Origin of the sequence: Serratia sp. CY40230, from assembly GCF_052168835.1 — a bacterium.
Lineage (GTDB): Bacteria > Pseudomonadota > Gammaproteobacteria > Enterobacterales > Enterobacteriaceae > Serratia > Serratia nematodiphila.
Genome location: NZ_JBJNLX010000001.1, coordinates 1071273 through 1097409, shown reverse-complemented (window position 1 = coordinate 1097409; position 26137 = coordinate 1071273). Strand labels below are relative to the sequence as shown.

General features: G+C 60.2%; 28 protein-coding genes. 22 read left to right on the top strand and 6 right to left on the bottom strand.

Going from position 1 to position 26137, the window contains the following annotated elements:
- Nucleotides 1–28: 28 nt before the first annotated feature.
- The 13 genes from ACJ8IJ_RS05160 to hisP all read left to right on the top strand — a co-directional run bounded on the left by ACJ8IJ_RS05160 (nt 29) and on the right by hisP (nt 12266).
- Nucleotides 29–1039, top strand: a complete 1011-nt coding sequence (locus ACJ8IJ_RS05160; protein WP_261419512.1) for an aspartate-semialdehyde dehydrogenase — start codon at nt 29–31, stop codon at nt 1037–1039.
- Complete coding sequence (gene truA / locus ACJ8IJ_RS05155) at nt 1039–1860, top strand: tRNA pseudouridine(38-40) synthase TruA (RefSeq protein WP_049241855.1); 822 nt, start codon at nt 1039–1041, stop codon at nt 1858–1860. The genes ACJ8IJ_RS05160 and truA overlap by 1 nt, the downstream gene beginning before the upstream one ends.
- Before the next feature lie 78 nt (nt 1861–1938).
- Entirely contained in the window at nt 1939–2601 is a 663-nt protein-coding gene (locus ACJ8IJ_RS05150; protein WP_286093488.1) for a DedA family protein, read from the top strand.
- 232 nt (nt 2602–2833) lie between these two features.
- Nucleotides 2834–3742 (top strand): acetyl-CoA carboxylase, carboxyltransferase subunit beta, encoded by a 909-nt coding sequence (gene accD / locus ACJ8IJ_RS05145; protein ID WP_004936126.1) that lies wholly within the window; start codon nt 2834–2836, stop codon nt 3740–3742.
- Between the two features lie 190 nt (nt 3743–3932).
- Nucleotides 3933–5198 carry a bifunctional tetrahydrofolate synthase/dihydrofolate synthase gene (folC, locus tag ACJ8IJ_RS05140; RefSeq protein ID WP_033632498.1) on the top strand — a complete coding sequence of 422 codons (1266 nt, stop codon included), beginning with the start codon at nt 3933–3935 and terminating at the stop codon, nt 5196–5198.
- Entirely contained in the window at nt 5199–5936 is a 738-nt protein-coding gene (dedD, locus tag ACJ8IJ_RS05135) for a cell division protein DedD (protein WP_015378591.1), read from the top strand.
- Nucleotides 5937–6170: 234 nt separating this feature from the next.
- Nucleotides 6171–6671, top strand: coding sequence for a colicin V production protein (gene cvpA, locus ACJ8IJ_RS05130; RefSeq protein WP_044030790.1), 501 nt, complete (start codon nt 6171–6173; stop codon nt 6669–6671).
- 21 nt (nt 6672–6692) lie between these two features.
- Nucleotides 6693–8210, top strand: a complete 1518-nt coding sequence (gene purF, locus ACJ8IJ_RS05125) for an amidophosphoribosyltransferase (protein WP_004936117.1) — start codon at nt 6693–6695, stop codon at nt 8208–8210.
- A gap of 132 nt (nt 8211–8342) precedes the next feature.
- On the top strand, nt 8343–8915 hold the full coding sequence (locus tag ACJ8IJ_RS05120) for a UbiX family flavin prenyltransferase (protein WP_004936112.1): 573 nt from the start codon (nt 8343–8345) through the stop codon (nt 8913–8915).
- A 304-nt stretch (nt 8916–9219) separates the two neighbouring features.
- A complete protein-coding gene (gene hisJ, locus ACJ8IJ_RS05115) occupies nt 9220–10002 on the top strand; it encodes a histidine ABC transporter substrate-binding protein HisJ (RefSeq protein WP_004936109.1) in 783 nt (260 codons plus the stop codon).
- Nucleotides 10003–10084: 82 nt separating this feature from the next.
- Nucleotides 10085–10771, top strand: a complete 687-nt coding sequence (locus tag ACJ8IJ_RS05110; RefSeq protein ID WP_015378590.1) for a histidine ABC transporter permease HisQ — start codon at nt 10085–10087, stop codon at nt 10769–10771.
- Nucleotides 10768–11472 (top strand): ABC transporter permease, encoded by a 705-nt coding sequence (locus ACJ8IJ_RS05105; RefSeq protein WP_004936100.1) that lies wholly within the window; start codon nt 10768–10770, stop codon nt 11470–11472. The genes ACJ8IJ_RS05110 and ACJ8IJ_RS05105 overlap by 4 nt, the downstream gene beginning before the upstream one ends.
- Before the next feature lie 20 nt (nt 11473–11492).
- Nucleotides 11493–12266 carry a histidine ABC transporter ATP-binding protein HisP gene (hisP, locus tag ACJ8IJ_RS05100; RefSeq protein ID WP_004936098.1) on the top strand — a complete coding sequence of 258 codons (774 nt, stop codon included), beginning with the start codon at nt 11493–11495 and terminating at the stop codon, nt 12264–12266.
- Between the two features lie 7 nt (nt 12267–12273).
- On the opposite strand, the gene ACJ8IJ_RS05095 is transcribed toward hisP, so the two are convergent.
- The 3 genes from ACJ8IJ_RS05095 to yfcG form a co-directional block, all read right to left on the bottom strand.
- Nucleotides 12274–13188 (bottom strand): TIGR01777 family oxidoreductase, encoded by a 915-nt coding sequence (locus ACJ8IJ_RS05095; protein WP_286093486.1) that lies wholly within the window; start codon nt 13186–13188, stop codon nt 12274–12276.
- A 16-nt stretch (nt 13189–13204) separates the two neighbouring features.
- Nucleotides 13205–13576, bottom strand: coding sequence for a dihydroneopterin triphosphate 2'-epimerase (folX, locus tag ACJ8IJ_RS05090; RefSeq protein WP_004936094.1), 372 nt, complete (start codon nt 13574–13576; stop codon nt 13205–13207).
- Nucleotides 13577–13687: 111 nt separating this feature from the next.
- Nucleotides 13688–14317, bottom strand: coding sequence for a GSH-dependent disulfide bond oxidoreductase (gene yfcG, locus ACJ8IJ_RS05085; protein ID WP_004936091.1), 630 nt, complete (start codon nt 14315–14317; stop codon nt 13688–13690).
- Nucleotides 14318–14550: 233 nt separating this feature from the next.
- Here yfcG and yfcE point away from each other — a divergent pair, with 233 nt between their 5' ends.
- A complete protein-coding gene (yfcE, locus tag ACJ8IJ_RS05080; protein ID WP_004936089.1) occupies nt 14551–15102 on the top strand; it encodes a phosphodiesterase in 552 nt (183 codons plus the stop codon).
- A gap of 99 nt (nt 15103–15201) precedes the next feature.
- Nucleotides 15202–15747 (top strand): NUDIX hydrolase YfcD, encoded by a 546-nt coding sequence (gene yfcD, locus ACJ8IJ_RS05075; RefSeq protein WP_004936086.1) that lies wholly within the window; start codon nt 15202–15204, stop codon nt 15745–15747.
- A gap of 54 nt (nt 15748–15801) precedes the next feature.
- Here yfcD and ACJ8IJ_RS05070 read toward each other — a convergent pair whose 3' ends face one another.
- On the bottom strand, nt 15802–16821 hold the full coding sequence (locus tag ACJ8IJ_RS05070) for a LacI family DNA-binding transcriptional regulator (protein ID WP_004936083.1): 1020 nt from the start codon (nt 16819–16821) through the stop codon (nt 15802–15804).
- Nucleotides 16822–17131: 310 nt separating this feature from the next.
- Between ACJ8IJ_RS05070 and ACJ8IJ_RS05065 the strand changes: the two genes are divergently transcribed.
- The 5 genes from ACJ8IJ_RS05065 (at nt 17132) to ACJ8IJ_RS05045 (ending at nt 21169) form a co-directional block, all read left to right on the top strand.
- The gene (locus ACJ8IJ_RS05065) at nt 17132–17575 is read left to right on the top strand and encodes a PTS sugar transporter subunit IIA (RefSeq protein ID WP_286093485.1); all 444 of its coding nucleotides are present in this window, start codon (nt 17132–17134) and stop codon (nt 17573–17575) included.
- A 92-nt stretch (nt 17576–17667) separates the two neighbouring features.
- Nucleotides 17668–17949, top strand: a complete 282-nt coding sequence (locus tag ACJ8IJ_RS05060; RefSeq protein WP_015378585.1) for a PTS sugar transporter subunit IIB — start codon at nt 17668–17670, stop codon at nt 17947–17949.
- 23 nt (nt 17950–17972) lie between these two features.
- A complete protein-coding gene (locus tag ACJ8IJ_RS05055; protein ID WP_004936074.1) occupies nt 17973–19352 on the top strand; it encodes a PTS ascorbate transporter subunit IIC in 1380 nt (459 codons plus the stop codon).
- A gap of 13 nt (nt 19353–19365) precedes the next feature.
- The gene (locus tag ACJ8IJ_RS05050; RefSeq protein WP_004936071.1) at nt 19366–20217 is read left to right on the top strand and encodes a transketolase; all 852 of its coding nucleotides are present in this window, start codon (nt 19366–19368) and stop codon (nt 20215–20217) included.
- Complete coding sequence (locus ACJ8IJ_RS05045; RefSeq protein WP_049189230.1) at nt 20210–21169, top strand: transketolase family protein; 960 nt, start codon at nt 20210–20212, stop codon at nt 21167–21169. The genes ACJ8IJ_RS05050 and ACJ8IJ_RS05045 overlap by 8 nt, the downstream gene beginning before the upstream one ends.
- A gap of 63 nt (nt 21170–21232) precedes the next feature.
- On the opposite strand, the gene pta is transcribed toward ACJ8IJ_RS05045, so the two are convergent.
- Together pta and ackA are read right to left on the bottom strand one after the other, a co-directional pair.
- Nucleotides 21233–23392, bottom strand: a complete 2160-nt coding sequence (pta, locus tag ACJ8IJ_RS05040) for a phosphate acetyltransferase (protein WP_004936066.1) — start codon at nt 23390–23392, stop codon at nt 21233–21235.
- Between the two features lie 74 nt (nt 23393–23466).
- On the bottom strand, nt 23467–24669 hold the full coding sequence (gene ackA / locus ACJ8IJ_RS05035) for an acetate kinase (protein ID WP_004936063.1): 1203 nt from the start codon (nt 24667–24669) through the stop codon (nt 23467–23469).
- A gap of 358 nt (nt 24670–25027) precedes the next feature.
- On the opposite strand from ackA, the gene yfbV reads away from it, so the two are divergent.
- Nucleotides 25028–25483 (top strand): terminus macrodomain insulation protein YfbV, encoded by a 456-nt coding sequence (gene yfbV / locus ACJ8IJ_RS05030; RefSeq protein WP_004936061.1) that lies wholly within the window; start codon nt 25028–25030, stop codon nt 25481–25483.
- A gap of 142 nt (nt 25484–25625) precedes the next feature.
- Complete coding sequence (locus ACJ8IJ_RS05025; RefSeq protein WP_004936059.1) at nt 25626–26120, top strand: YfbU family protein; 495 nt, start codon at nt 25626–25628, stop codon at nt 26118–26120.
- Nucleotides 26121–26137 lie beyond the last annotated feature (17 nt).

Sequence of the window (26137 nt, the reverse complement as noted above, 5' to 3'; positions counted from 1 at the left end):
ATGAATGAAATACTCTGGAGAAAACCCGATGTCTGACGGCTGGAATATCGCGCTGCTCGGCGCCACTGGCGCGGTAGGTGAAGCGTTGCTGGAATTGTTGCAGGAACGCCAGTTCCCGGTGGGTGAGCTCTATCCTCTGGCAAGCGAACGCAGCGCGGGCGCCAATGTGCGCTTCAACGGCAAGTCTCTTCTGGTGCAAAACGCCGAAGAGTTCGACTGGTCGCAGGCGCAGCTGGCCTTCTTCGTCGCCGGCAGCGACGCTTCCGCGCGCTATGCCGAAGAAGCCGGCAACATGGGCTGCCTGGTGATCGACACCAGCGGCCTGTTCGCCATGGAGCCGGATGTGCCGCTGGTGGTGCCGGGCGTGAACCCGCAGGTGCTGGCGGATTACCGTAACCGCAATATCGTGGCGGTGGCCGACAGCATGGTCAGCCAACTGCTGACGGCGATCAAACCGCTGACCGAACAGGCGGGGCTGTCGCGTCTGCACGTCACCACGCTGATGTCGGTATCGTCGCGCGGCAAGGTGGCGGTGGACGACCTGGCCGGCCAGAGCGCGCGCCTGCTTAACGGCATTCCGGCCGAGGAAGGCGTCTTCGGTAAACAGCTGGCGTTCAACCTGCTGCCGCTTGTCGCCGACGAGCAGGGCAGCGTGCGCGAAGAGCGCCTGATCGTCGATCAGGTGCGCAAGGTGCTGCAGGATGAAGGGCTGCCGATTTCGGTGAGCTGCGTTCAGTCGCCGGTGTTTTATGGCCACGCGCAGGTGGTGCACCTGGAAGCGCTGCGCCCGCTGTCCGCCGAAGAGGCGCGCAGCGAGTTCGAAGAGGTCGAAGACATTCAGCTGAGCGAAGAGGACGATTACCCGACCCAGGTCACCGACGCTTCCGGCAGCGATGCGCTCAGCATCGGCTGCCTGCGTAACGATTACGGCATCCCCGAGCTGCTGCAGTTCTGGACGGTAGCGGACAACGTGCGCTTCGGCGGCGCGTTGATGGCTATCGAAACCGCCGAGCGTCTGGTGCAGGAGCAGATGTACTGATGTCTGAGGTGGTCTCGCCCGCTCAGCCGACGCTGAAGGTAGCGCTGGGCATCGAATATGACGGCAGCCGGTACTACGGCTGGCAGCGGCAGCAAGAAGTGGCCAGCGTGCAGGAACGCCTGGAGCAGGCGTTGAGCAAGGTGGCGGATGCGCCGATTACCGTGCTGTGCGCCGGGCGTACCGACGCCGGGGTGCACGCCACCGGGCAGGTGGTGCATTTCGAAACCACTGCGCGCCGCAAGGACGCCGCCTGGACGATGGGGGTGAATACCCATTTGCCGCCGGATATCGCGGTGCGTTGGGTGAGCCCCGTCGCCGACGATTTTCACGCGCGTTTCAGCGCCACCGCGCGCCGCTACCGCTATATCATTTTCAACCATCGCTACCGGCCGGCGGTGCTGCAGCAGGGGGTAACGCATTTTTATCACCCGCTGGACGCCGATCGCATGCATCGGGCGGCGCAGGCGCTGCTGGGCGAGAACGATTTCACGTCGTTCCGCGCGGTACAATGCCAGTCGCGCACCCCGTGGCGCTGCGTAAAACACGTTAAGGTTACGCGCTACGGCGAATATATTGTGGTAGATATCAAGGCGAATGCCTTTGTGCATCATATGGTTCGCAACATCGTCGGCAGCCTGATGGAGATCGGCTGTGGCAATCAGAGTGAGAACTGGATGGCCGAGTTGCTGGCGCTGAAGGATCGCAATCTGGCGGCGGCGACGGCGCGAGCCGAGGGGCTGTATCTGGTTGCCGTGGATTACCCTGACCACTTTGGTCTGCCGCGGCCGCCGATGGGGCCGCTGTTTTTGCCCGACGATTAAACGCCGGCACGCCTGAAAGCGTCGCTCCCTTGTGCTTCTGCCGGGTGATTGAAACGCCCGGCATCAATGAGAGAATTTATGGACATCATCAAGTTTATTATTGATTTCATTCTGCATATTGATGTGCACTTGGCCGAACTGGTCGCACAATACGGCATGTGGGTCTACGCTATTCTGTTCCTGATCCTGTTTTGTGAAACCGGTCTGGTGGTGACGCCGTTCCTGCCGGGGGATTCTTTGCTGTTCGTCGCCGGCGCGCTGGCGGCGTTGCCGACCAACGATCTGAACGTGCACACCATGGTGGCGTTGATGGCCGTAGCGGCGATCATCGGCGATGCGGTGAACTACACTATCGGGCGGTTGTTCGGCGAGAAGCTGTTCAGCAACCCGAATTCGAAAATCTTCCGCCGCAGCTACCTGGATAAAACGCATCAGTTTTATGAGAAGCACGGCGGGAAAACGATTATTCTGGCGCGATTCGTGCCGATCGTGCGTACTTTTGCGCCGTTCGTCGCCGGTATGGGGCATATGTCCTATCGCCACTTCGCCGCCTACAACGTGATTGGCGCACTGGTTTGGGTGCTGCTCTTCACTTATGCTGGCTACATGTTCGGCGATCTGCCGGTGGTGCAGGAGAACCTGAAACTGTTGATCGTCGGGATCATCATCGTTTCGATTCTGCCGGGCGTGATTGAAATTTGGCGCCACAAGCGCGCGGCCGCCCGCCAGCAAAAACAGTAAAAACATCGCTTAACCTGTCGGTTCGACCAGTTTTTTGTCCACAGCGTCGGGCCGATATGGTTTAATGAGCGACATTATGGTCTGTTCCTGCGAACAACCCTGAAGCCGATGCCTCAGTCGCCGCGCTTGCCGCGCCGCGAACGGGCATTTTTTCATTGGGGTGTTTTCGGGGGGATTGTTAAAGCATGAACAGCGGACTGGCGTGTGCCAGGTTCAAACAGAAAGGTCATCGATGAGCTGGATTGAACGAATTCTTAACAAGAGCAATATCACACAAACCCGTAAGGCGAGCATTCCTGAAGGGGTCTGGACTAAATGCGACAGCTGCGGCCAGGTTCTCTACCGCGCCGAGCTGGAGCGGAATCTGGAAGTGTGCCCGAAGTGCGACCATCACATGCGTATGGGCGCGCGCGCGCGTCTGCATACCCTGCTGGACGAAGGCAGCGAAGTGGAGCTGGGCAGCGATCTGGAGCCGAAGGACGTTCTGAAATTCAAGGATTCCAAGCGCTATAAAGATCGTCTGGTCGCCGCACAGAAAGCGACCGGCGAGAAAGACGCGCTGGTGGTGATGAAGGGCACGCTGTACGGTATGCCGATCGTCGCCGCGTCCTTCGAATTCGCCTTCATCGGCGGCTCGATGTCTTCCGTGGTCGGCGCGCGTTTCGTGCGTGCGGTTGAGCAGGCGCTGGAGGACAACTGTCCGCTGGTGTGCTTCTCCGCCAGCGGCGGCGCGCGTATGCAGGAAGCGCTGATGTCGCTGATGCAGATGGCGAAAACCAGCGCGGCGTTGGCCAAAATGCAGGAGCGCGGCTTGCCGTATATCTCCGTGCTGACCGACCCGACCATGGGCGGTGTCTCCGCCAGCCTGGCGATGCTGGGCGACATCAACATCGCCGAGCCGAAAGCGCTGATCGGTTTTGCCGGCCCGCGCGTTATCGAGCAAACCGTGCGCGAGAAACTGCCACCAGGCTTCCAGCGCAGCGAGTTCCTGATCGAAAAAGGCGCGATCGACATGATCGTTCGCCGTCCGGAAATGCGCCAAACGTTGGCGAGCATTCTGTCCAAGCTGACCAACCAGCCGCAGCCGCATTTCGATGAGGCCGCGCCGGTCATTGAGCCGGAGCAGCAGGCCGACGCCTGAGGCAAAGACAGATCCCGCCCGGGTTCAGCCGCCACTTTGTGGCTAAGTGACGGCTGATGCCCGCTCTCCGCCGGCCGTAGCCTATCCGCTGCGGTTGGCAGGCTGGCGGCAGTCACGAAGCGCATCGCCTTTACCGCGGTGAGGGTGGTGCCCTGATGGATTAATGAACCCAAGTTCAGTGATGGGACTCATGCAAAACCACCAAATTCCCCAAGCCACGTCGCCATTGAGCTCGTGGCTTTATTATCTGGAACGTCTGCACAGCCAGGCGATCGAACTCGGCCTTGAGCGCGTACAGCGCGTCGCGGCGCATCTGGATTTACTGACCCCCGCACCCACGGTGTTCACCGTTGCCGGCACCAACGGCAAAGGCACCACCTGTCGCACCCTTGAAGCTATTCTGCTGGCCGCCGGCCTGCGCGTCGGCGTCTACAGTTCGCCGCATCTGGTGCGCTATACCGAACGCGTGCGCATTCAGGGGGAAGAGCTGAGCGAAGCGGAGCACAGCCGCTCGTTCGCCGCCATTGAAGCCGGCCGCGGCGAAACGTCGCTGACCTATTTCGAATTCGGCACCCTGTCGGCGCTGCAGCTGTTCAAACAGGCGCGGCTCGACGTGGTGATCCTGGAAGTGGGCCTGGGCGGGCGCCTCGACGCCACCAACATCGTCGATCCGAGCGTGGCGGTGATCACCAGCATTGCGCTCGATCACACCGACTGGCTGGGTAACGATCGCGAAAGCATCGGCCGTGAAAAGGCCGGTATTTTTCGCAGCGGCAAACCGGCGGTGGTCGGTGAACCCGACATGCCGGACAGCATTCGTCAGGTTGCCGAAACGCTGGGCGCGCCGCTGTCTCGCCGCGGCGAAGCCTGGCGCTTCAGCGAGCAGGGCGATCGCTGGCAGTGGCAGGGCGGCGATACGCTGCTGACCGATCTGCCGACGCCGAACGTACCGCTGGCCAACGCCGCTACCGCGCTGGCGGCGCTCAACTGTTCTCCGCTGGAGATCGACGAACGCGCGATTTTCACCGGGCTGCAGCAGGCGACGCTGCCGGGGCGCTTCCAGATCGTGCGGCGTGAGCCGACGCTGATCCTCGATGTGGCGCACAATCCGCACGCCGCCGGCTATCTGGCCGGGCGCCTGGCCAAACTGCCGCGCAACGGCGGCAAGGTGCGCGCGGTGGTGGGCATGCTGTCGGACAAGGATATCGCCGGCACGCTGGCCTGCCTCAGCGAGCAGGTGGATGAATGGTACTGCGCGCCGCTCGACGGGCCGCGCGGCGCCAGCGTCGAACAGCTGGCGCAACATCTGACGGAACCGCGCCGCTTTAATGATGTCGAAACTGCCTGGCGGCAGGCTATGCAGGATGCTGATAAACAGGATATTGTGATCGTCTGTGGATCGTTCCACACCGTGGCGCAGGTGATGGCGGCGTCAGACGAGATGCGGGGAGTGTGAGTGGCGAGTAAATTTCAGAACCGACTGGTCGGAACCGTGATTCTGGTGGCGCTGGGGGTGATCATCCTGCCAGGGTTGCTGGACGGCAAAAAGAAGCATTACGAGGATGAATTCGCGGCCATTCCGTTGGTGCCGAAGGCGGGCGACGTCGAAGAGAACGACGTGCTGCCGCCGGTGACACAACCGCTACCGGCGCAGCCGCCGGAAGGGGCGGGCGCGCTGGTCGAACAGCAGGCGGCCAACGAAGCGGCGGCGCAGCAGGCGGTGCGGCAAGGTGCTCAGCAGCCGGCGCAGGTGGCGCCGCCACCGGTCGAGACGCGTCCTCAGCCGGTGCCGCAGCCCAAGCCGAAACCGGTAGAAACCAAACCGGTGGAAGTGAAACCGAAACCGGCGCCGCAACCGAAACCGGTGGAAGTGAAGCCGGTACCGAAGCCGGAGCCGACGCCGAAACCTGAACCGACGCCGCAGCCGAAACCGGCGGAAGAAAAAGCGCCGGCCGGGCAAGCCTACGTCGTGCAGCTCGGGGCGTTGAAAAATGCCGCCAAGGCGAACGAGATTGTCGCCTCGCTGCGCCTCTCGGGCTATCGCGCCTTTACCGTGCCGTCAACGCCGGTGCAGGGGCAGATCACCCGCATCTACGTCGGCCCGGATGCCTCCAAGCAGAAGCTGCAGGCGGCGCTGCCGTCGCTGAACTCGATCAGCGGGCTGAGCGGGCAGGTGAAGCCGTACGGCCGTTAAACCCCGCAGGGGCGCAGCACGATGCGCCCCTGAATTAAGGAGTGGTGGAGAGAAAGCGAGAAAAACCGCGCCTTTTACAGGCGAAATCACCTATGTAGGCGCGGCGATTGGGAATTTTTTGATCGCCGCTTTTTATTTGTAACGTGGTAGGAAATCCCCTACGCAAACGTTTTCTTTTTCTGTTAGAATTCGCCGCGAATTGGATGCAGGGGCGATTCATCATTGGAATAGTTCATGGTCTGGATTGATTACGTCATTATAGCGGTGATTGGATTTTCGGCTCTGGTGAGCCTGATCCGAGGGTTTGTTCGCGAAGCATTGTCACTTGTGACATGGGGATGTGCGTTTTTTGTTGCCAGCCATTTCTACTCTTACCTTGCGGTCTATTTCACTCGTTTTGAAGATGAACTGGTGCGAAACGGCATCGCGATCGCGATTTTGTTCATCGCGACCTTGATCGTAGGGGCTATTGTTAACTATGTGATTAGCTCACTGGTAGAGAAAACCGGGTTGTCGGGCACCGACCGGGTGTTGGGCATCTGCTTCGGCGCGCTGCGCGGAGTATTGATCGTCTCAGCGATCCTGTTCTTCCTGGATACCTTTACCGGCTTTTCACAGAGTGCCGACTGGAAACAGTCGCAGCTCATTCCCCAGTTCAGTTACGTCATCAGGTGGTTCTTTGACTACCTGCAGAGCACGTCGAGTTTCTTGCCGACCCAATTGCCGGGGCGGTAGCGCTGATGAGGAAAAGACAACATGTGCGGTATTGTCGGTATCGCCGGTTTCATGCCGGTAAACCAGTCGATTTATGATGCGCTGACGGTGCTTCAGCACCGTGGCCAGGATGCCGCAGGCATCGTCACCATTGACGCCCACAACGGGTTCCGTTTGCGTAAAGCCAACGGCCTGGTGAAAGATGTGTTTGAGGCGCGCCATATGCAACGCTTGCAGGGCAACATGGGCATTGGCCATGTGCGTTACCCGACGGCCGGCAGCTCGAGCGCCTCTGAGGCCCAGCCTTTCTACGTCAACTCGCCGTTCGGCATTACGCTGGCCCACAACGGCAACCTGACCAACGCCCATGAGCTGCGCCAAAAGCTGTTCGAAAGCGGCCGCCGCCATGTCAACACCACCTCCGACTCGGAAATCCTGCTGAACGTGCTGGCCAGCGAGCTGGATCGCTTCCCGCACTACCCGCTGGAGGCCGACAACATCTTTACCGCGGTCGCCGCCATGCATCAGCAACTGCGCGGCGCTTACGCCTGCGTGGCGATGATCATCGGCCATGGCCTGCTGGCGTTCCGCGATCCGAACGGCATTCGCCCGCTGGTGATCGGCAAGCGCACGCTGGAGGATGGCCGCAGCGAGTACATGGTGGCTTCCGAGAGCGTGGCGCTGGATACCCTGGGCTTTGAGTTCCTGCGCGACGTGGCGCCGGGCGAAGCGGTGTACATCACCACCAAGGGCCAGCTGTTCACCCGCCAGTGCGCAGAGAACCCGAAAACCAACCCGTGCCTGTTCGAATACGTCTATTTCGCTCGCCCGGACTCCTTTATGGACAAGATCTCGGTCTACAGCGCCCGCGTGCGCATGGGCCAGAAGCTGGGTGAGAAGATCGCCCGCGAATGGGAAGATCTGGACATCGACGTGGTGATCCCGATCCCTGAAACCTCCTGCGACATCGCGCTGGAGATCGCGCGTATTCTCGAGAAGCCCTACCGCCAGGGCTTTGTGAAGAACCGCTACGTCGGCCGCACCTTTATCATGCCGGGCCAGCAGGCGCGTCGTCAGTCGGTGCGCCGCAAGCTGAACGCCAACCGCGCCGAATTCCGCGACAAGAACGTGCTGCTGGTGGATGACTCCATCGTGCGCGGCACCACCTCGGAGCAGATCGTCGAAATGGCGCGCGAAGCGGGCGCCAAGCGCGTCTATCTGGCTTCCGCCGCGCCGGAAGTGCGTTTCCCTAACGTCTACGGCATCGACATGCCGAGCGCCAACGAACTGATCGCCCACGGGCGTGAAGTGGATGAAATCCGCCAGATCATCGGCGCCGACGGGCTGATCTTCCAGGACCTGGACGATCTGATCGAAGCGGTGCGCGAAGAGAACCCGGACATCACCCAGTTCGAATGCTCGGTGTTCAACGGCATCTACGTGACCAAAGACGTCGATCAAAGCTATCTGGAATACCTGGAGTCGCTGCGCAGCGACGACGCCAAGGCGCTGCGGGGACAAACCGAAGCGGAAAATCTGGAACTGCATAACGAAGGCTAACCGCCTGCGTTGATCCATCAGGGGGCATCGCCGCGTCTGCGGCGGTGCGCCTTGCTCCTGTGAACTTGCTTATCCCTCGCCATTGCGGCAAAGTCTGCCTGATCTTACTTTTTACGGCAGAGGCCATTTTCCATGAAACGACTCATCATCGGCATTTCCGGCGCCAGCGGCGCTATCTACGGCGTGCGCCTGTTACAGGTTTTGCGCGACGTCGCAGAGGTGGAAACCCATCTGGTGATGAGCAACGCTGCACGGCAGACGCTGGCGCTGGAAACGCCGTACAGCCTGCGTGAAGTGCAGGCGCTGGCCGACGTGGTGCACGATGCGCGCGATATCGCCGCCGCCATCTCCTCCGGCTCTTTCAAAACCCTGGGTATGGCGATCCTGCCATGTTCGATCAAAACCCTGTCCGGCATCGTCAACAGCTACAGCGACGGGCTGCTGACCCGCGCCGCCGACGTGGTGCTCAAAGAGCGCCGCCGTTTGGTGCTGTGCGTGCGGGAAACGCCGCTGCACCTTGGGCACCTGCGGCTGATGACGCAGGCGGCGGAGATGGGGGCGGTGATCATGCCGCCGGTGCCGGCGTTTTACCACCAGCCGAAAAGCGTGGAAGACATCATCGATCAGACCGTCAATCGGGTGATCGATCAGTTTGATATCGAACTGCCGGCCGATCTGTTCACCCGCTGGCAGGGTGCTGATTAACATTTTCATCCCCAAATTGGTACATTTGTGCAACACCGCACTGAATTAGGGCGGCGCATGCACCATAATGATCCCACTTCATCACGTTCACTGTTTCATGGCGCCGCCTTATCGCGGCTGCCAGTGGCGCGGCCCCGAGCGGCCGATTTAATTTTGCGGTTATCGTCCCAGGAAACAGTATTGTGAAGGCCGGAGCCGTTCCCTCCGCCCGTAGCACCTAATGTGGCACGATTACTGCAAATTGATTTGGTGGGGAAAAGTAATGCCCGTAGTGGCATCAAAAAAATCAATTTGAGGGTAATTTATGAAAAAGCGGGTTTTGATTTTGCCGTTAGTTCTGGCTTTGAGCGCCGCCAGCAGCGCCTTTGCCGCCATTCCTTCCACGCTGAAGATTGGCACCGATCCGACTTACGCACCGTTTGAATCCAAAAACGCCAAAGGCGAATTGGTTGGCTTTGACATCGATTTGGCCAAAGAGCTGTGCAAACGCATCAATACCCAATGCACCTTCGTGGAGAGCGACTTCGACGCGCTGATCCCATCCCTAAAGGCGAAGAAAATCGACGCCATCATCTCTTCGCTGTCCATCACCGAAAAACGCCAGCAGGAAATCGCCTTTACCGACAAGCTGTATGCCGCCAACGCGCGTCTGATCGCGCCGAAAGGATCCAAGCTGTTGCCTACCGTGGACGCCCTGAAAGGCAAGAGCGTGGGCGTGTTGCAGGGCACTACCCAGGAAGCCTACGCCAACGCCATGTGGCAGCCGAAGGGCATCACCGTCGTGCCTTACCAGAACCAGGATCTGGTTTACGCCGATTTGGCTTCCGGCCGTATCGACGCCGCCTTCCAGGATGAAGTGGCGGGCAGCGACGGCTTCCTGAAACAGCCGCCGGGCAAAGACTATGCGTTCGCCGGCGAATCGGTGAAGGATGACAAGTTCTTCGGCGTCGGCACCGGCATGGGGCTGCGCAAGACCGATACCGAGCTGAAAGCGGCGCTGGACAAAGCCTTCGCCGAGATGCGCAAAGACGGCACCTACGACAAATACGCGAAAAAGTACTTCGACTTTGACGTCTACGGCGGGTAATCCGCTTACCGTTCCATGCTGTGACTGCGGGGCCGGCGTGCCGGCCCCGATGGTTCGGATCCTAGACCACAGGGTGAAGTAGATGCTGCAAGGCTATTCCCAACTGATTTTCGAGGGGGCTCTGGTGACGCTGGAGCTGGCCCTCAGTTCCGTGCTGCTGGCGGTGGTGATCGGCCTGATCGGCGCCGGTGGCAAACTGTCTCATAACCCCTTTATCTCCGGCCTGTTCGGCGCCTATACCACGCTGATCCGCGGCGTGCCCGATCTGGTGCTGATGCTGCTGATCTTTTACGGTCTGCAAATCGCGCTGAACAATATCACTACGCTGCTGGGCTTCGCGCAGATCGATATCGATCCGCTCGGCGCCGGCATCATAACCCTCGGCTTTATCTACGGCGCTTATTTTACCGAGACCTTCCGCGGCGCTTATCTGGCGGTGCCGAAAGGGCAGATCGAAGCGGCGACGGCCTACGGCTTCAGCGGCGCGCAGATCTTCCGGCGCATTCTGTTCCCGGCGATGATGCGTTTCGCCCTGCCGGGCATCGGCAACAACTGGCAGGTGATCCTGAAGGCGACGGCGCTGGTGTCGATCCTTGGCCTAAACGACGTGGTCAAAGCCACGCAGCTGGCGGGGAAAGGCACCTATCAGCCGTTCTTCTTCGCCATCGTGGCCGGCGTGGTGTATCTGGTCTTCACTACCGTTTCCAACGGCGTGCTGCTGTGGCTTGAACGGCGTTACTCACTGGGCGTCAAGAGGGCCGAGCTATGATTGAGATCCTGCAACAGTATTGGCAGTCGCTGCTGTGGAGCGACGGCTACCGCTTCACCGGCGTGGCGATCACGCTGTGGCTGCTGATCGCCTCGGTGGTGATGGGCGGGCTGCTGGCGATCCCGATGGCGGTGGCGCGCGTGTCTTCCCTTCGCTGGGTGCGTTTCCCGGTGTGGCTCTACACCTATGTGTTTCGCGGTACGCCGCTGTACGTGCAGCTGCTGGTGTTCTACTCCGGCATGTACAGCCTCGAGATCGTGCGCGGCAGCGAGTTTCTCAATGCGTTTTTCCGCAGCGGGCTCAACTGCACCATCCTGGCGCTGACGCTCAACACCTGCGCCTATACCACCGAGATCTTCGCCGGGGCGATCCGTTCGGTGCCGCACGGTGAAATCGAGGCTGCCAACGCCTACGGTTTCTCGCGCTTCAAGATGTATCGCTGCATCATTTTGCCTTCGGCGCTGCGCACCGCGCTGCCGGCTTACAGCAACGAAGTGATCCTGATGCTGCACTCCACCGCGCTGGCGTTTACCGCCACCGTGCCGGATCTGCTGAAGATCGCGCGCGACATCAACGCCGCGACCTATCAGCCGTTCTACGCCTTCGGCATCGCGGCGGTGCTGTATCTGATCATCTCCTACGTGTTAATCAGCCTGTTCCGCAAGGCTGAGAAACGCTGGATGGCACACGTTAGTCACTGATAAATGACGGGAAGAAAACCATGTCTGAGAATAAATTAGCCGTCACGGAACTGCACAAACGCTATGGCGACCACGAAGTGCTAAAGGGCGTCTCGCTGGCGGCCAACGCCGGGGATGTGATCAGCATCATCGGCTCCTCCGGCTCCGGCAAAAGCACCTTTCTGCGCTGCATCAACTTCCTTGAGAAGCCGAGCGAAGGTTCGATCAGTCTGAACAACGAAGATATTCGCATGGTGCGCGACAAGGACGGCCAGCTGAAGGTATTCGATAAGAAGCAGCTGCAGCTGTTGCGTACCCGCCTGACCATGGTATTCCAGCACTTTAACCTGTGGAGCCACATGACGGTGCTGGAGAACGTGATGGAAGCGCCGGTGCAGGTGTTGGGGCTGAGCAAGGCCGACGCGCACGAGCGCGCGGTGCGCTACCTGGACAAAGTGGGCATCGACGAGCGGGCGCGCGGAAAATACCCGGTGCACCTGTCGGGCGGCCAGCAGCAGCGCGTCTCTATCGCCCGCGCATTGGCGATGGAGCCGGAGGTGCTGCTGTTTGACGAACCGACGTCGGCGCTGGATCCCGAACTGGTGGGCGAGGTGCTGCGCATCATGCAGAAGTTGGCGGAGGAGGGAAAAACCATGGTGGTGGTGACGCACGAAATGGAGTTTGCGCGCCACGTTTCCAACCACGTGATCTTCCTGCACAAAGGGTTGATTGAAGAACAGGGGCCGCCGGCCGAGCTGTTCGGCAACCCCAAAAGCCCGCGCCTGCAGCAGTTCCTGTCCGGCGCGTTGAAGTAACCTCAGATCAGCGGGCTTCGGCCCGCTGATTGACAACGTCATCCAACGCCTGTTCCAACTCCAGATAGCGGAAGTGGAAGCCGGCTTCTTCCAGGCGCTTCGGCACCGCCCGCTGGCCGACGAGTACCAGCACCGCCGCTTCCCCCATCAACAAACGCATGACGAATGCCGGCACCCGCAGAAACGCCGGGCGATCGAGCACGTTGGCCAATTGGGCGGCGAACTGTTCGTTATGCACCGGGTAGGGGGCGACCATGTTGAACGGGCCGGTCAGCGTGGCGTGATCCAGCAGATAAATAATGCCGTTGACCATGTCGTCGAGATGGATCCACGGCAGATATTGGCGGCCGTCGCCGATCGGGCCGCCGAGCCCGAAGCGGAACGGCGGCAGCATTTTGGCCAGCGCGCCGCCCTGTGGCGCCAGCACCACGCCGGTGCGCAGCAGGCAGACGCGGGTGGCGTCGCTCTGCGCCTGCAGCGCCAGCGTTTCCCAGCGCTGGCACAGCTGGTGGGTGAATTCGTCGTGCGGCGGCTCCTCTTCGGTGACCACCGCCTGCCCCTGATCGCCGTAGTAGCCGACGGCGGAACCGGAAATCAGCACGCCGGGCGGTGTGCTGCCGGCTTTGATCAGCTGTGCCAGGCGTTCGGTCAGATCCCAGCGGCTGCGGCACAGGCGCTCTTTCTGCTGCGCGCTCCAGCGCTTGTCGGCGATAGGTTCGCCGGCCAGGTTGATCACCGCGTCGAAGTCATCCAGCGACTGCCGGTCGTCCAGCGTTTGCCAATAGCTCGGCCGGTCGCCCAGTTTGGCTCGGGCGCGCCGCTCGTCGCGGGTCAGTACCGTAATGTGGTGAGAAAGCGCCAGCAGTCTTGCCGTCAGGCTGCTGCCTATCAATCCCGTTGCGCCGGTGATCAGGATCCGCATGGTCTACCTCCCTGAGTTAGCCCCGGCGGTAGCTCATGGTCATGGAGACCGAATCGGCGTAGCGCAGAGCCAGAAGTTTATCTATCTCCACTTCAGCATAGGTTACCCAGGCGTGTTCTTTTACGATGTCGAGCACATCCTGCGTTAATTTTTCCAGCAACGCGAAACGGTTATCTTCCACATGGCGGATGATCGCTTTGGTGATGGTGCGGTAGTTGAGCGCGTCGGCGATGTCTTCGCTGTTGCGCGCCTTGTCCGCCGGGTAGTGGATCACCACGTTGATCAGAACGTCCTGCCGGTTGTTGATTTCCTCTTCCTTGATACCGATGAACGTGCGCAGCCGCAGATTTTTAATGCGAATAACGGCGTCGGGTTGACTGAAAGACATCAGAGATTCTCCATAGGTCTGATTATTAGCGTTCAGAATACACGGAAAGTAAGGAAATGATAACGTGAGGACGATGTGACTCCCCGGCCGACGGGGAGTCGGAGGAGGCGATTAGGCTTGTTCGGCCAGTTTGTAGGCGCGCTCGGTCGCCGGGCGGTTGCTGATGCGCTCGAACCAGTTGCGCACCGCCGGGTAATCTGCCAGATCGATGCGCTGGCGCGGATGCGACACCACCCACGGGTAGGTGGCGATATCGGCGATGCTGTAGTTATCGCCGCCCAGGTACGGGTGTTTTTGCAGTTCAGCGTCCAGCACGCCGTACAGCCGTTTGGTTTCCAGATGGTAACGCTCGATGGCGTAAGGCACCGGCTGCGGCGCGTAGTGGTTAAAGTGGTGATTCTGCCCGAGCATCGGCCCGAACCCGGCCACCTGCCAGAACAGCCACTGCAGGGTGGCGGCGCGTTCGCGCAGGCCCTTGCTCAGCAGCTTGCCGGTCTTCTCCGCCAGATACAGCAGGATTTCCCCGGACTCGAACAGGCTGATTGGCGCGCCGCCGTCCACCGGTTGCTGATCGACAATCGCCGGGATTTTGTTGTTGGGAGAAATGCTCAGAAAGTCCGGTTTGAACTGCTCGCCGGCGCTGATGTTTACGCGATGGATACGGTAGGGCAAGCCGACCTCTTCCAGAAACAAGGTGATCTTGTGACCATTGGGAGTAGGCGCGTAATACAGGTCAATCATGTTGCCTCCTGCGGTAAGGTGATCTGTAATTCATTACACGTTGCTGCGGTCTTCGCCGCGCACAAAGGTATATCAGAGATCCAACAATAGCAGCTAAGGATAGCAGGCTATGTGGGATTCGTCCGATGCTATCTGCACAGTTGGATCACAATTCTCCACCGGAGCGGGCGGCGGTTTGCCGCACGGCGCCGGCGCGGTAAAATGGCGCTTATTTCCCTCTATAGGACAAGGTTATGAAGCTGATGTTCGCCTCGGATATCCACGGATCGCTGCCGGCTACCGAACGCGTGCTGGAATTGTTCGCACAACAGGGCGCCGACTGGCTGATTCTTCTGGGCGATTTGCTGAATCACGGCCCGCGCAACGCGCTGCCGGCCGGGTATCAGCCCGCTCAGGTTGCCGAACGATTGAATCGCTATAGCGACAAGATCATCGCCGTTCGCGGCAATTGCGACAGCGAGGTCGATCAGATGCTGCTGACGTTCCCTATCGAGGCGCCCTGGCAACAGGTTGTACTGCAAAAAAGACGATTGTTTTTGACCCACGGTCACCTTTATCATCCCTCGGCACTGCCGCCGTTATCCCGCGGTGACGTCTTGGCCTACGGCCATACGCATCTGCCGCAGGCGGAGCGGCAGGGTGAGATCTATTGCTTCAATCCGGGCTCGGTCAGCATCCCGAAAGGGGGCTTTCCGGCCAGCTACGGCATGTTGGATCGGGGCACTTTGCGCGTGCTGGCGCTCGACGACGGCAAGGTCGTCGCGGAGGTGGCGTTAACACGCTAAACGCACTAATTTATACACACACAATAAAAATCTTTGAAAAACACTCATTGATTAACCAGCGCGCGGGATGCATCGCGCCAAAATAGAAGGTTTTAGAGGATGGCGGAACAGGGTCAGGCTGCAGATACCGAATGGGTTGATATCGTCGACGAGCAAAACGAGGTGATTGCGCAATCCAGTCGTCAACAGATGCGGGCGGAGCGGCTGCGTCATCGTGCTACCTATATTGTGGTGCATGATGGGATGGGAAAAATTCTGGTGCAGCGTCGCACCGAGATCAAGGACTTCTACCCGGGCTGGTTGGATGCGACGGCGGGTGGCGTAGTGCAAAGCGGTGAAAACGTGCTGGATTCGGCGCGCCGCGAGGCGGAAGAGGAGCTGGGCATCGCCGGCGTGCCTTTCGCCGAACACGGTCTGTTCTACTTCGAAGAAGAGCAGTGCCGGGTGTGGGGCGCGCTGTTCAGCTGCGTGTCGCACGGCCCGTTCGCGCTGCAGGAAGAAGAAGTGGCTGAAGTGTGCTGGCTGACGCCGGAAGAGATCACCGCGCGCTGCGACGAGTTTACCCCGGATTCGCTGAAGGCGCTGTCGCTGTGGCTGACGCGCAACAACGAGCAGGATTACGGTAAGCCGCTCGACAACCACTGAGCCGCCTGCGCATGGAAAAGCCGGTCATCGACCGGCTTTTTTTATGGCGCGGATTCAGCAGCTGTCGCGGCGGCACAGCGTGGCGGGCAGGGAACCTGCCGGCTGCCAGGGTTGCTCGTTCAGCCGCGCCAGCAGCGCCTGGCCGGCCTGAATACCGATATCGCGATGCGGAATGGTCATGGTGGTCAGCGGCGGCTGGCACACCCGGCTGAACTCGCTGTTGCCGAATCCCACCACCGCCAGATTGTCCGGCACCTTGATGCGCCGCCGCTGGCATTCATACAGCGCGCCGCCCGCCAGTTCGTCCGAGGCGCACACCAGCGCGTCCAGCTCCGGCCAGGCCAGCAAGAATTCCGGCAGCTGCTGCGCGCCGGTGCTGAAGCTGGCGGGCTGCGCGGCGTTGATCACCCGATGCGGCGACATATGGTTGCGCAGCAGCGCCTTGTGCCAGCCCTGCAGGTGCTGCTGGAAAATCCACTGTTCCTGATTGGCGCACAGCAGCCCGATGTTCTGATAGCCGCTGGCGATCACCGTTTGCGTCAGCTGATACATGGCCGCCACGTAATCGATGCCGATGCTCATGTCGATCGGATCGGCGCGCACGGCGCCGATCTCCACCACCGGAATGTTGGCGGCGATCAACGCGTTGCGGGCATTTTGCGAATGCTCGACGCTGAGCAGCACCGCCGCCGCCAGGTTGTAAGAGAGCAGGGTCTCCAGCAGTTTCTCCTCGCGTTCCAGGTGGTGCTGCGACTCCGCCAGCATGATGTGATAGCCGGCGGGCTGTAGCACTTTCTGCAGGCCGGCGAACATCTCGGCGCAGCCGGATTCGGACAGGCTGGGCACCACCATGGCGATGGTGTAAGAGGAGGCCGACGCCAGCGAACTGGCGGCCAGGTTGGGCAGATACCCCAACTCGCTCACCGCGGCTTCAATCTTCTCGCGCAGTTTGTCTGAAACCTGCTCCGGCGTGCGCAGCGCGCGCGACACCGTCATGGTGCCGACGCCCGCCAGCTGCGCTACATCAGCCAACGTCACCCTGCCCGTGCTGCGTCGTTTTTTACCGATCGACATGCCAAATCCCGACTGAAATGCGCGCGCGGCGCATAAAAATGGTGAGGGTGGGAAGCCGACGGCGCGGCTTCGACGATCCCCGTATGCGGCACATTCTACCCCGTTACCCGAAAGAGCGAGAAAAAATTGTGGTTAACGTCATACCGCAGCACGGCGTTTTGATAGCGCTATCACAGATCTGCATGATAGCGCTTTGGTAGCGCTATCTTTGTGATATCCATCACTGTGTGGCCAGGAGGGGTTGATTAAAGTTTTACCGTCGCCGGTGAATTAATCACCGGCCGCAATCATCGACTTTCGGGAGGATAACGTGCTGAAAGAGTGGCTGACCGCCGATCATATACAGCTGTGCGAACGGGTGGAGGACTGGCGCCAGGCGGTAACGCTGAGCGCGCAGCCGCTGCTGCAAGACGGTGTGATTACGACGAATTACCTGACGGCCATCTTTCATCAGCAGGAGAAGCTCGGCCCTTACTTCGTCCTGGCGCCGGGCATCGCCATGCCACATGCCCGGCCGGAGCAGGGCGCCAACGCGCTGGGGTTATCGCTGTTGAAGATCCATCAGGGGGTGAACTTTCATTCCGCGGATAACGATCCGGTTCAGGTGGTGGTGATGCTTTCCGCACCCGACGGCAACAGCCACATCGAATTGATTTCGCAACTGGCGGAATTATTTTCCGATAACCAGGCCATGGAGGCGTTATTTCACGCCAAAGATAAACGGCAAATCGAGGATATTATCGCCCGCTATTAACGTTTAATCACCAGGAACATTATTAATGCTAACAACGCCGGGAATATGACCGGCGGCGCTACCCTACACGCTAAATTCAACAGGTGGATATCATGAAAATCATGGCGATTTGCGGTTCAGGTCTCGGCAGCAGCTTTATGGTGGAAATGAACATTAAAAAGGTGCTGAAAAAGATGGGGGTGGAGGCCGAGGTTGAACACTCCGATCTGTCGTCCGCCACTCCCGGCGCGGCCGACGTGTTCGTGATGGCAAAAGACATTGCCGACAGCGCCAGCGTGCCGGCCGAGCAGCTGGTGGTGATCAGCAACATCATCGACATCAATGAGCTGGAAGCCAAGCTGCGCGCTTACTTCGAAGCCCACTCAATCCTCTGAATAAAACGATTGGCGAGGTGGATATGTTTATCCAGGAAACGCTCAAGTTTGTGGTGGATATATTAAAGGTGCCTTCGGTGCTGGTCGGGCTTATTGCGCTGATCGGTTTGCTGGCGCAAAAGAAATCCTTTTCCGACGTGGTGAAAGGCACGGTAAAAACCATTCTCGGCTTTATCGTTTTGGGCGGCGGTGCCACGGTATTGGTCGGGTCGCTCAATCCGTTGGGCGGCATGTTCGAACACGCGTTTAATATTCAGGGCATCATTCCGAACAACGAAGCGATCGTCTCTATCGCGCTGGAGAAATACGGCGCTTCCACCGCCTTGATCATGGCGTTTGGCATGGTGGCAAACATCGTGGTGGCGCGCTTCACCCGGCTGAAATACATCTTCCTCACCGGCCACCACACCTTCTACATGGCCTGCATGATCGGCATCATCCTGACGGTGGCAGGCTTCGAGGGCGTGCAGCTGGTGTTTACCGGCGCGTTGACCTTGGGGCTGGTGATGGCGTTCTTCCCGGCGATTGCCCAGCGCTATATGCGCCGCATCACCGGCAACGACGATATCGCTTTCGGCCACTTTGGCACCCTGGGCTATGTGTTGTCCGGCTGGATCGGCTCGAAGGTGGGCAAAAATTCGCGCTCAACCGAGGAGATGAACCTGCCGAAAAATCTCAGCTTCCTGCGCGACAGTTCCATTTCGATCTCGATGACCATGATCGTCATCTACCTGATCCTGGCGATCTGCGCCGGGCGGGCCTATGTGGAAAGCGAGCTCAGCGGCGGCCAGAACTACCTGGTGTATTCGATTATCCAGGCCATCACCTTCGCCGCCGGGGTGTTCATCATTCTGCAGGGCGTGCGCTTGATTCTGGCGGAGATCGTGCCGGCGTTCACCGGCTTCTCGGAAAAACTGGTGCCTAACGCGCGGCCGGCGTTGGATTGTCCGGTGGTTTATCCCTATGCCCCCAACGCGGTGCTGATCGGCTTCCTGTTCAGCTTCCTTGGCGGGTTGGCCGGGCTGTTCCTGCTGGGGCAACTGAAGATGGTGCTGATCCTGCCCGGCGTGGTGCCGCATTTCTTCACCGGCGCTACCGCCGGGGTGTTCGGCAACGCGACCGGCGGGCGGCGCGGCGCGATGCTGGGCGCCTTTGCCAACGGGCTGCTGATCACCTTCCTGCCGGTGCTGCTGCTGCCGGTGTTGGGGGCGCTGGGCTTTGCCAACACCACCTTCTCCGACGCCGACTTCGGCGCGATCGGCATCCTGCTGGGCAATATGGCGCGCTTTATGTCGAAGGAGATGATCATGTTGGCGATCGTCGCCGTGTTCGCGCTGCTGGTGGCGCATAACTTCCTGGGAAAACGCAAAGGCGCGCCGGCCGCTGACCGCGTCGAGAAATAACGAGGGCAGACTGATGAACGACACAACGAGTGAAACGGAAATTGAAGAGCTGCGTGCCTTGGCGCGCGCGATCCGCCTGGAAACGCTGAAAGCGCTGACCGGGCTGGGCTTCGGCCACTATGGCGGCTGCATGTCGGTGGTGGAGACGCTGGCGGTGCTGTACGGCGGCGTGATGCGCATCGATCCGGCGGATCCGGACTGGCCGGAGCGCGATGACTTCGTGCTGTCGAAAGGGCACGCCGGCCCGGCGTTGTACAGCACGCTGGCGATCAAGGGCTACTTCCCGCTGGCGGAACTGAAGACCCTCAACCAGAACGGCACGCGTCTGCCGAGCCACCCGGACCGGCTGCGTACGCGCGGCGTGGACGCTACCACAGGTTCGCTGGGGCAGGGCGTGTCGATCGCCGCCGGCATGGCGTTGTCCCACCGGCTGGCGGGGCGGCGCAACCGGGTGTTCAGCATTCTCGGCGACGGGGAGCTGAATGAAGGACAGTGCTGGGAGGCGTTCCAGTTTATCGCCCACCACAACCTGAACAACCTGACGCTGTTCATCGATTACAACAAGCAACAGCTGGACGGCGCGCTGGATGAGGTGATCCAACCGTTCGATCTGGCTGCCAAGTTCCGCGCCTTCGGCTTTGAGGTGCAGACTGTCAAGGGCGACGACATCGCGGCGCTGCTGGCGGCGGTAGCGCCGGCGCGCGGCGGTGAACAGCGGCCGCTGGCGATCGTGCTCGACAGCATCAAGGGACAGGGCGTGACCTATCTGGAAAACCTGTCGAACTCACACCACCTGCGCCTGACGCCGGACGTGCAGCTGGAGATCGAAAAAGCCATCGCCGAACTGGAGGCCGCCCATGTTTAACGTAGTGACGCAGTTGGAAAACGACACCGTCGAAATGCGCAAAGTCTACGCCGGCGCGGTGCGGCGGCAGATTGAGGCGGGCGCGCCGATCATCGCGCTGGAGGCGGATTTGATGAGCTCGATGGCGATGGACGGCGTGCACAAGGATCACCCGCAGCACGTGATCAACTGCGGCATCATGGAGGCCAACGTGATCGGCGTCGCCGCCGGGCTGTCGCTCACCGGCCGGGTGCCGTTCGTGCACACCTTCACCGCCTTCGCCAGCCGCCGCTGTTTCGATCAGCTGTTCATGTCGCTGGATTACCAGCGCAACAACGTCAAGGTGATCGCCTCCGACGCGGGGGTGAGCGCCTGCCACAACGGCGGCACCCACATGTCGTTCGAAGACATGGGCATCGTGCGCGGGCTGGCGCATTCGGTGGTGCTGGAGGTGACCGACGCCACCATGTTCGCCGACGTTCTGCGCCAGCTGATGGATCTGCGCGGCTTCTACTGGGTGCGTACCATCCGCAAGCAGGCGACGCGCATCTACCTGGAAGGCTCGCGCTTTACCATCGGCAAGGGCAACCTGCTGCGCGACGGCGACGATATCACGCTGATCGCCAACGGCATCATGGTGGCGGAGGCGCTGAAGGCGGCGGAGATGCTGGCGCGGCAAGGTGTCAGCGCGGCGGTGATCGATATGTTCACCCTCAAGCCTATCGACCGTGAACTGATCAAAACCTACGCGGCCAAGACCGGACGCATCGTCACCTGTGAAAACCACAGCATTCATAACGGGCTGGGATCGGCGGTGGCGGAGGTGTTGGCGGAGGAGTGCCCGACGCCGATGCGGCGCGTGGGGGTGAAGGAGCGTTACGGCCAGGTGGGCACCCAGGCGTTTTTACAGCAGGAGTATGGTCTGACCGCCGAACATATTCTGGAGGCCGCCGGGCAGTTGCTGGCGCGTTAGGGAACGCAAAAGAAAAGCGCCGGTCAATGACCGGCGCTTTTTTATCGCTCAACCTGAAGAATATCAGGCCTTGGCGGCGGCAGCGTCAGCCTGGGAAGACTGGATCGCCGTCAGCGCAACGGTGTAGACGATATCGTCAACCAGTGCGCCGCGCGACAGGTCGTTCACCGGCTTGCGCATGCCTTGCAGCATCGGCCCGATGGAGACCAGGTCAGCGGAACGCTGTACCGCTTTGTAGGTGGTGTTGCCGGTGTTCAGATCCGGGAAGATGAACACGGTCGCCTGGCCGGCCACCGGTGAGTTCGGCGCCTTGGATTTGGCAACGTCGGCCATGATGGCGGCGTCGTACTGCAGCGGGCCGTCGATGATCAGGTCCGGGCGTTTTTCCTGCGCCAGACGGGTCGCTTCGCGCACTTTCTCGACGTCGCTGCCCGCACCGGAGTTGCCGGTGGAGTAGGAGATCATCGCTACGCGCGGCTCGATGCCGAAGGCGGCGGCGGAATCCGCAGACTGGATGGCGATTTCAGACAGCTGCTCGGCGGTCGGATCCGGGTTGATCGCGCAGTCGCCGTAGACCAGTACCTGGTCAGGCAGCAGCATGAAGAACACGGAGGACACCAGCGAGCTGCCCGGCGCGGTTTTGATCAGCTGCAACGGCGGACGGATGGTGTTGGCGGTGGTGTGAACCGCGCCGGAGACCAGACCGTCGACTTCGCCTTGTTCCAGCATCAGGGTGCCGAGCACCACGTTGTCTTCCAGCTGCTCGCGCGCGACCACTTCGGTCATGCCCTTGCTCTTGCGCAGCTCAACCAGACGCGGCACGTAGTTTTCACGCACGGCGACCGGATCGACGATTTCGATGCCTTTGCCCAGCTCAACGCCTTGCGCCGCCGCGACGCGCTGGATCTCGTCCGGGTTACCGAGCAGCACGCATTCCGCGATGCCGCGTTCGGCACAGATGGCCGCCGCTTTCACGGTGCGCGGCTCGTCGCCTTCCGGCAGCACGATGCGCTTGCCGGCTTTACGCGCCAGTTCGGTCAGCTCGTAACGGAACGCCGGTGGAGACAGGCGGCGTGAACGCTCGGAGGTGGCGGTCAGCGAATCGATCCACTCGGTGCTGATGTGGCTGGCCACGTAGTTCTGCACTTTCTCGATGCGCTGGTGGTCGTCCGCCGGCACTTCGAGGTTGAAGCTCTGCAGGCTCAGCGAGGTCTGCCAGGTGTTGGTGTCGACCATGAACACCGGCAGGCCGGTCTGGAAGGCGCGTTCGCACAGCTTCTTGATCGGCTCGTCGATGGCGTAGCCGCCGGTCAGCAGGATAGCGCCGATTTCCACGCCGTTCATCGCCGCCAGGCAGGCGGAGACCAGTACGTCAGGACGGTCTGCGGAGGTCACCAGCAGGGAGCCTGGGCGGAAGTGTTCCAGCATGTGCGGAATGCTGCGCGCACAGAAGGTCACGGACTTCACGCGGCGGGTCATGATGTCGCCTTCGTTGACCACGCGGGCCTTCAGGTGGCGAGCCATGTCGATGGCGCGGGTGGCGATCAGATCGAAGCTCCACGGCACGCAGCCCAGAACCGGCAGCGGGCTGTTGGCGAACAGCTGCGCAGGATCGACATGGGCGATGCTGGCCTTGGTGGAGTCGTCGAAGATTTCGGACAGGTCAGGACGGGTGCGGCCCTGATCGTCGACCGGTGCGTTCAGCTTGTTGATGATCACGCCGGTGATGTTTTTGTTCTTGCTGCCGCCGAAGCTGGTGCGCGCCAGTTCGATGCGCTCTTTCAGCTGCGCCGGGGAGTCGTTGCCCAGCGCCAGCACGAAGACGATCTCGGCGTTCAGGGTTTTGGCGATCTCGTAGTTCAGCGCGTTGGCGAACTGATGCTTGCGGGTCGGCACCAGGCCTTCGATCAGCACCACTTCCGCGTCTTTGGTGTTCTCGTGGTAGCGCGCCACGATCTCTTCCATCAGCACGTCTTGCTGGTTGGAGCTCAGCAGGCCCTCAACGTAATCCATGCGCAGCGGTTCGGCCGCTGGGATGGTGGAGTTGCTGCGGATGATGGTGGTGGTCTGGTCGAGTGCGTTGTCGCCGGTGCGCGGTTGAGCGATAGGTTTGAACACGCTCAGACGAACGCCTTTTTGCTCCATGGAGCGGATGACACCCAGGCTGACGCTGGTCAGGCCGACGCTGGTGCCGGTGGGGATCAACATAATAGTACGTGACACAGAATAGTCCTCTTCACGATTAACATGAGGCTAAAACAACACCGTCAGCCTGGGCTGACGGTGTTTTGAGAGCATTACGCGGTCAGGCGGGATGCGTCCTGCGCGATGACCAACTCTTCGTTGGTCGGGATCACCAGCGCCAGGCGGCTGCCGTCTTTGGTGATGGCGCCGGATTTGCCGAAGCGAGCGGCCATGTTGCGGTCGTGATCGATTTCGAAGCCCAGCAGGCCCAGTTTGTTCAGGGTCAGCTCACGCACCATGCCGGCGTTCTCGCCGATGCCGCCGGTGAAGATCACCGCGTCCAGACGGCCTTCCATCAGCGCGCTGTAGGCGCCGACGTATTTGGCCAGACGGTGGCAGAACACGTCCATGGCGCGTTTGGCGTCGGCTTTGCTGTCGTAGTTGTCTTCAACGTAACGGCAGTCGCTGGTGACTTCGGTCAGGCCCAGCAGGCCGGATTCTTTGGTCAGCATCTTGTTGATCTGATCAACGCTCATGCCCAGAGAATCGTGCAGGTGGAAGATGATAGCCGGATCGATGTCACCGCTGCGGGTGCCCATTACCAGGCCTTCCAGCGGGGTCAGACCCATGGAGGTGTCAACGCATTGGCCGTTGCGCACTGCGGTGACGGAACCGCCGTTGCCCAGGTGGCAAGTGATCACGTTCACTTCTTCCACCGGCTTGTTCAGCATCTTCGCGGCTTCCTGAGTCACGTAGAAGTGGCTGGTGCCGTGTGCGCCGTAGCGGCGAACGCCGTGGTCGCGGTACAGGCTGTACGGCAGGGCGTACAGGTAAGATTCTTCCGGCATGGTCTGGTGGAACGCGGTGTCGAACACGGCAACGTTCTTGTCAGCCAGGTGAGGGAAGGATTTCAGCGCTTCCGCGATGCCGATCAGGTGAGCTGGGTTGTGCAGTGGTGCAAACGGCACGGAATCTTTGATACCCTGCAGAACTTCGTCGTTGATCACGGCGGAAGCGGTGAACTTCTCGCCGCCGTGCACGATGCGGTGGCCGATGGCGGTCAGCTGCGCGGAAAGCTCTGGTTTTTGTGCCAGAATAGTATTAACAATGAAGTTCAGCGCTTCGCTGTGTGCAGCGCCGGCCCCCAGGGCAGCTTCGTGTTTGGCGCCGTCCATTTTCCACTTGATGCGAGCTTCAGGCAGGTGGAAACACTCGGCCAAACCGGAGAGGAATTCGTCGCCGTTAACGGCATCGATGATGGCGAATTTCAGAGAAGAACTGCCGCAGTTAAGAACCAGTACTAGCTTACTCGACATGGAAGTACCTACTTAAATAGTCGTGTTGTTAAAAGAAAATCGAACACACGTGGTGAATTAATCGTCAATCAGACAACAAGCGTAGCGCATAGTGCCGATGACATTTATGATTAACATCATGTGAAGTGCACAAATCACAGGATGATGGAAAAACCGATGATTTCTCTGCGGTTTAAATAATCTTGATTTTTATAGGGCTAAAAGTTGACAAAATTTACGTCATCTTCTACCGGCCACAAGGCCGGCTTAGGATACCGATAGCCCGGTGCAAACACAAAATAAATTTAAAGCTTCAAATTTTTTAGTATGGTCTCTGGCAGCACGCTTTTAGTTTCTTTACGTGACGTTGAGGTACGCAATGACGAGCAAACCGTCCGGTTCCGTAAGCTGGTTTCAGGTCTTCCAGCGCGGGCAGCATTATATGAAAACCTGGCCGTCAGACAAACGTCTGGCACCGGTCTTTCCGGAGAACCGCGTTGCGCGTGCCACCCGTTTCGCTATTCGTTTCATGCCGCCGTTGGCGATTTTCACGCTGACCTGGCAGATCGCGCTCGGCGGCCAGCTCGGCCCGGCGATCGCCACCGCGCTGTTCGCTTGCAGCCTGCCGATGCAGGGCTTGTGGTGGCTGGGGCGCCGTTCGGTCACGCCGCTGCCGCCGACGCTGCTGCAATGGTTCCATGAGGTGCGCAACAAGCTGACGGAAGCCGGGCAGGCGGTGGCGCCGCTCGAAGGCACGCCGACCTATCAGACGTTGGCTGATTTGCTCAAGCGTGCCTTCAAGCAGCTGGACAAAACCTTCCTCGACGATCTGTAAATGAAAAAAGGCCGCACTGTGCGGCCTTTTTCGTCTAAGCGCCAATAACCCCGGTTTAAATCAAAGAACGGTCGAGTTGTGATTTCCTGCGTTCTTGCGCTGTGCGATGCTCCCGCCATCACACAGAAATGAGGAAATCCTGATGGAAATGACCAACGCCCAGCGGCTGATCCTGTCGAATCAGTACAAGATGATGACCCTGCTCGATCCGGACAACGGCGATCGTTATCGCCGGTTGCAAACCATCGTCGAACGCGGCTTCGGTTTGCAAATGCGCGAGCTGGATCGCGACTTCGGCGAACTGAGCGAAGAGGTGTGCCGCACCATCATCAACGTGATGGAGATGCATCATGCGCTGCAGGTTTCCTGGGGCAACCTGAAAGAGAAGCAGGATCTGGACGAGCGCCGCCTGGCGTTTCTCGGTTTCGATGCCGCGACCGAGGCGCGCTACCTGAGTTACGTACGTTTCCTGGTCAGCACCGAGGGGCGCTATACTCACTTTGATTCCGGCAGCCACGGTTTTAACGCCCAGACCAAAATGTGGGAAAAATATCAGCGTATGCTGGCGATTTGGCAGGCCTGCCCGCGCCAGTATCACTTGAGCGCCGTTGAGATAGCGCAAATCATCAATGCTTGATTAAGAAGAGGTTTTCT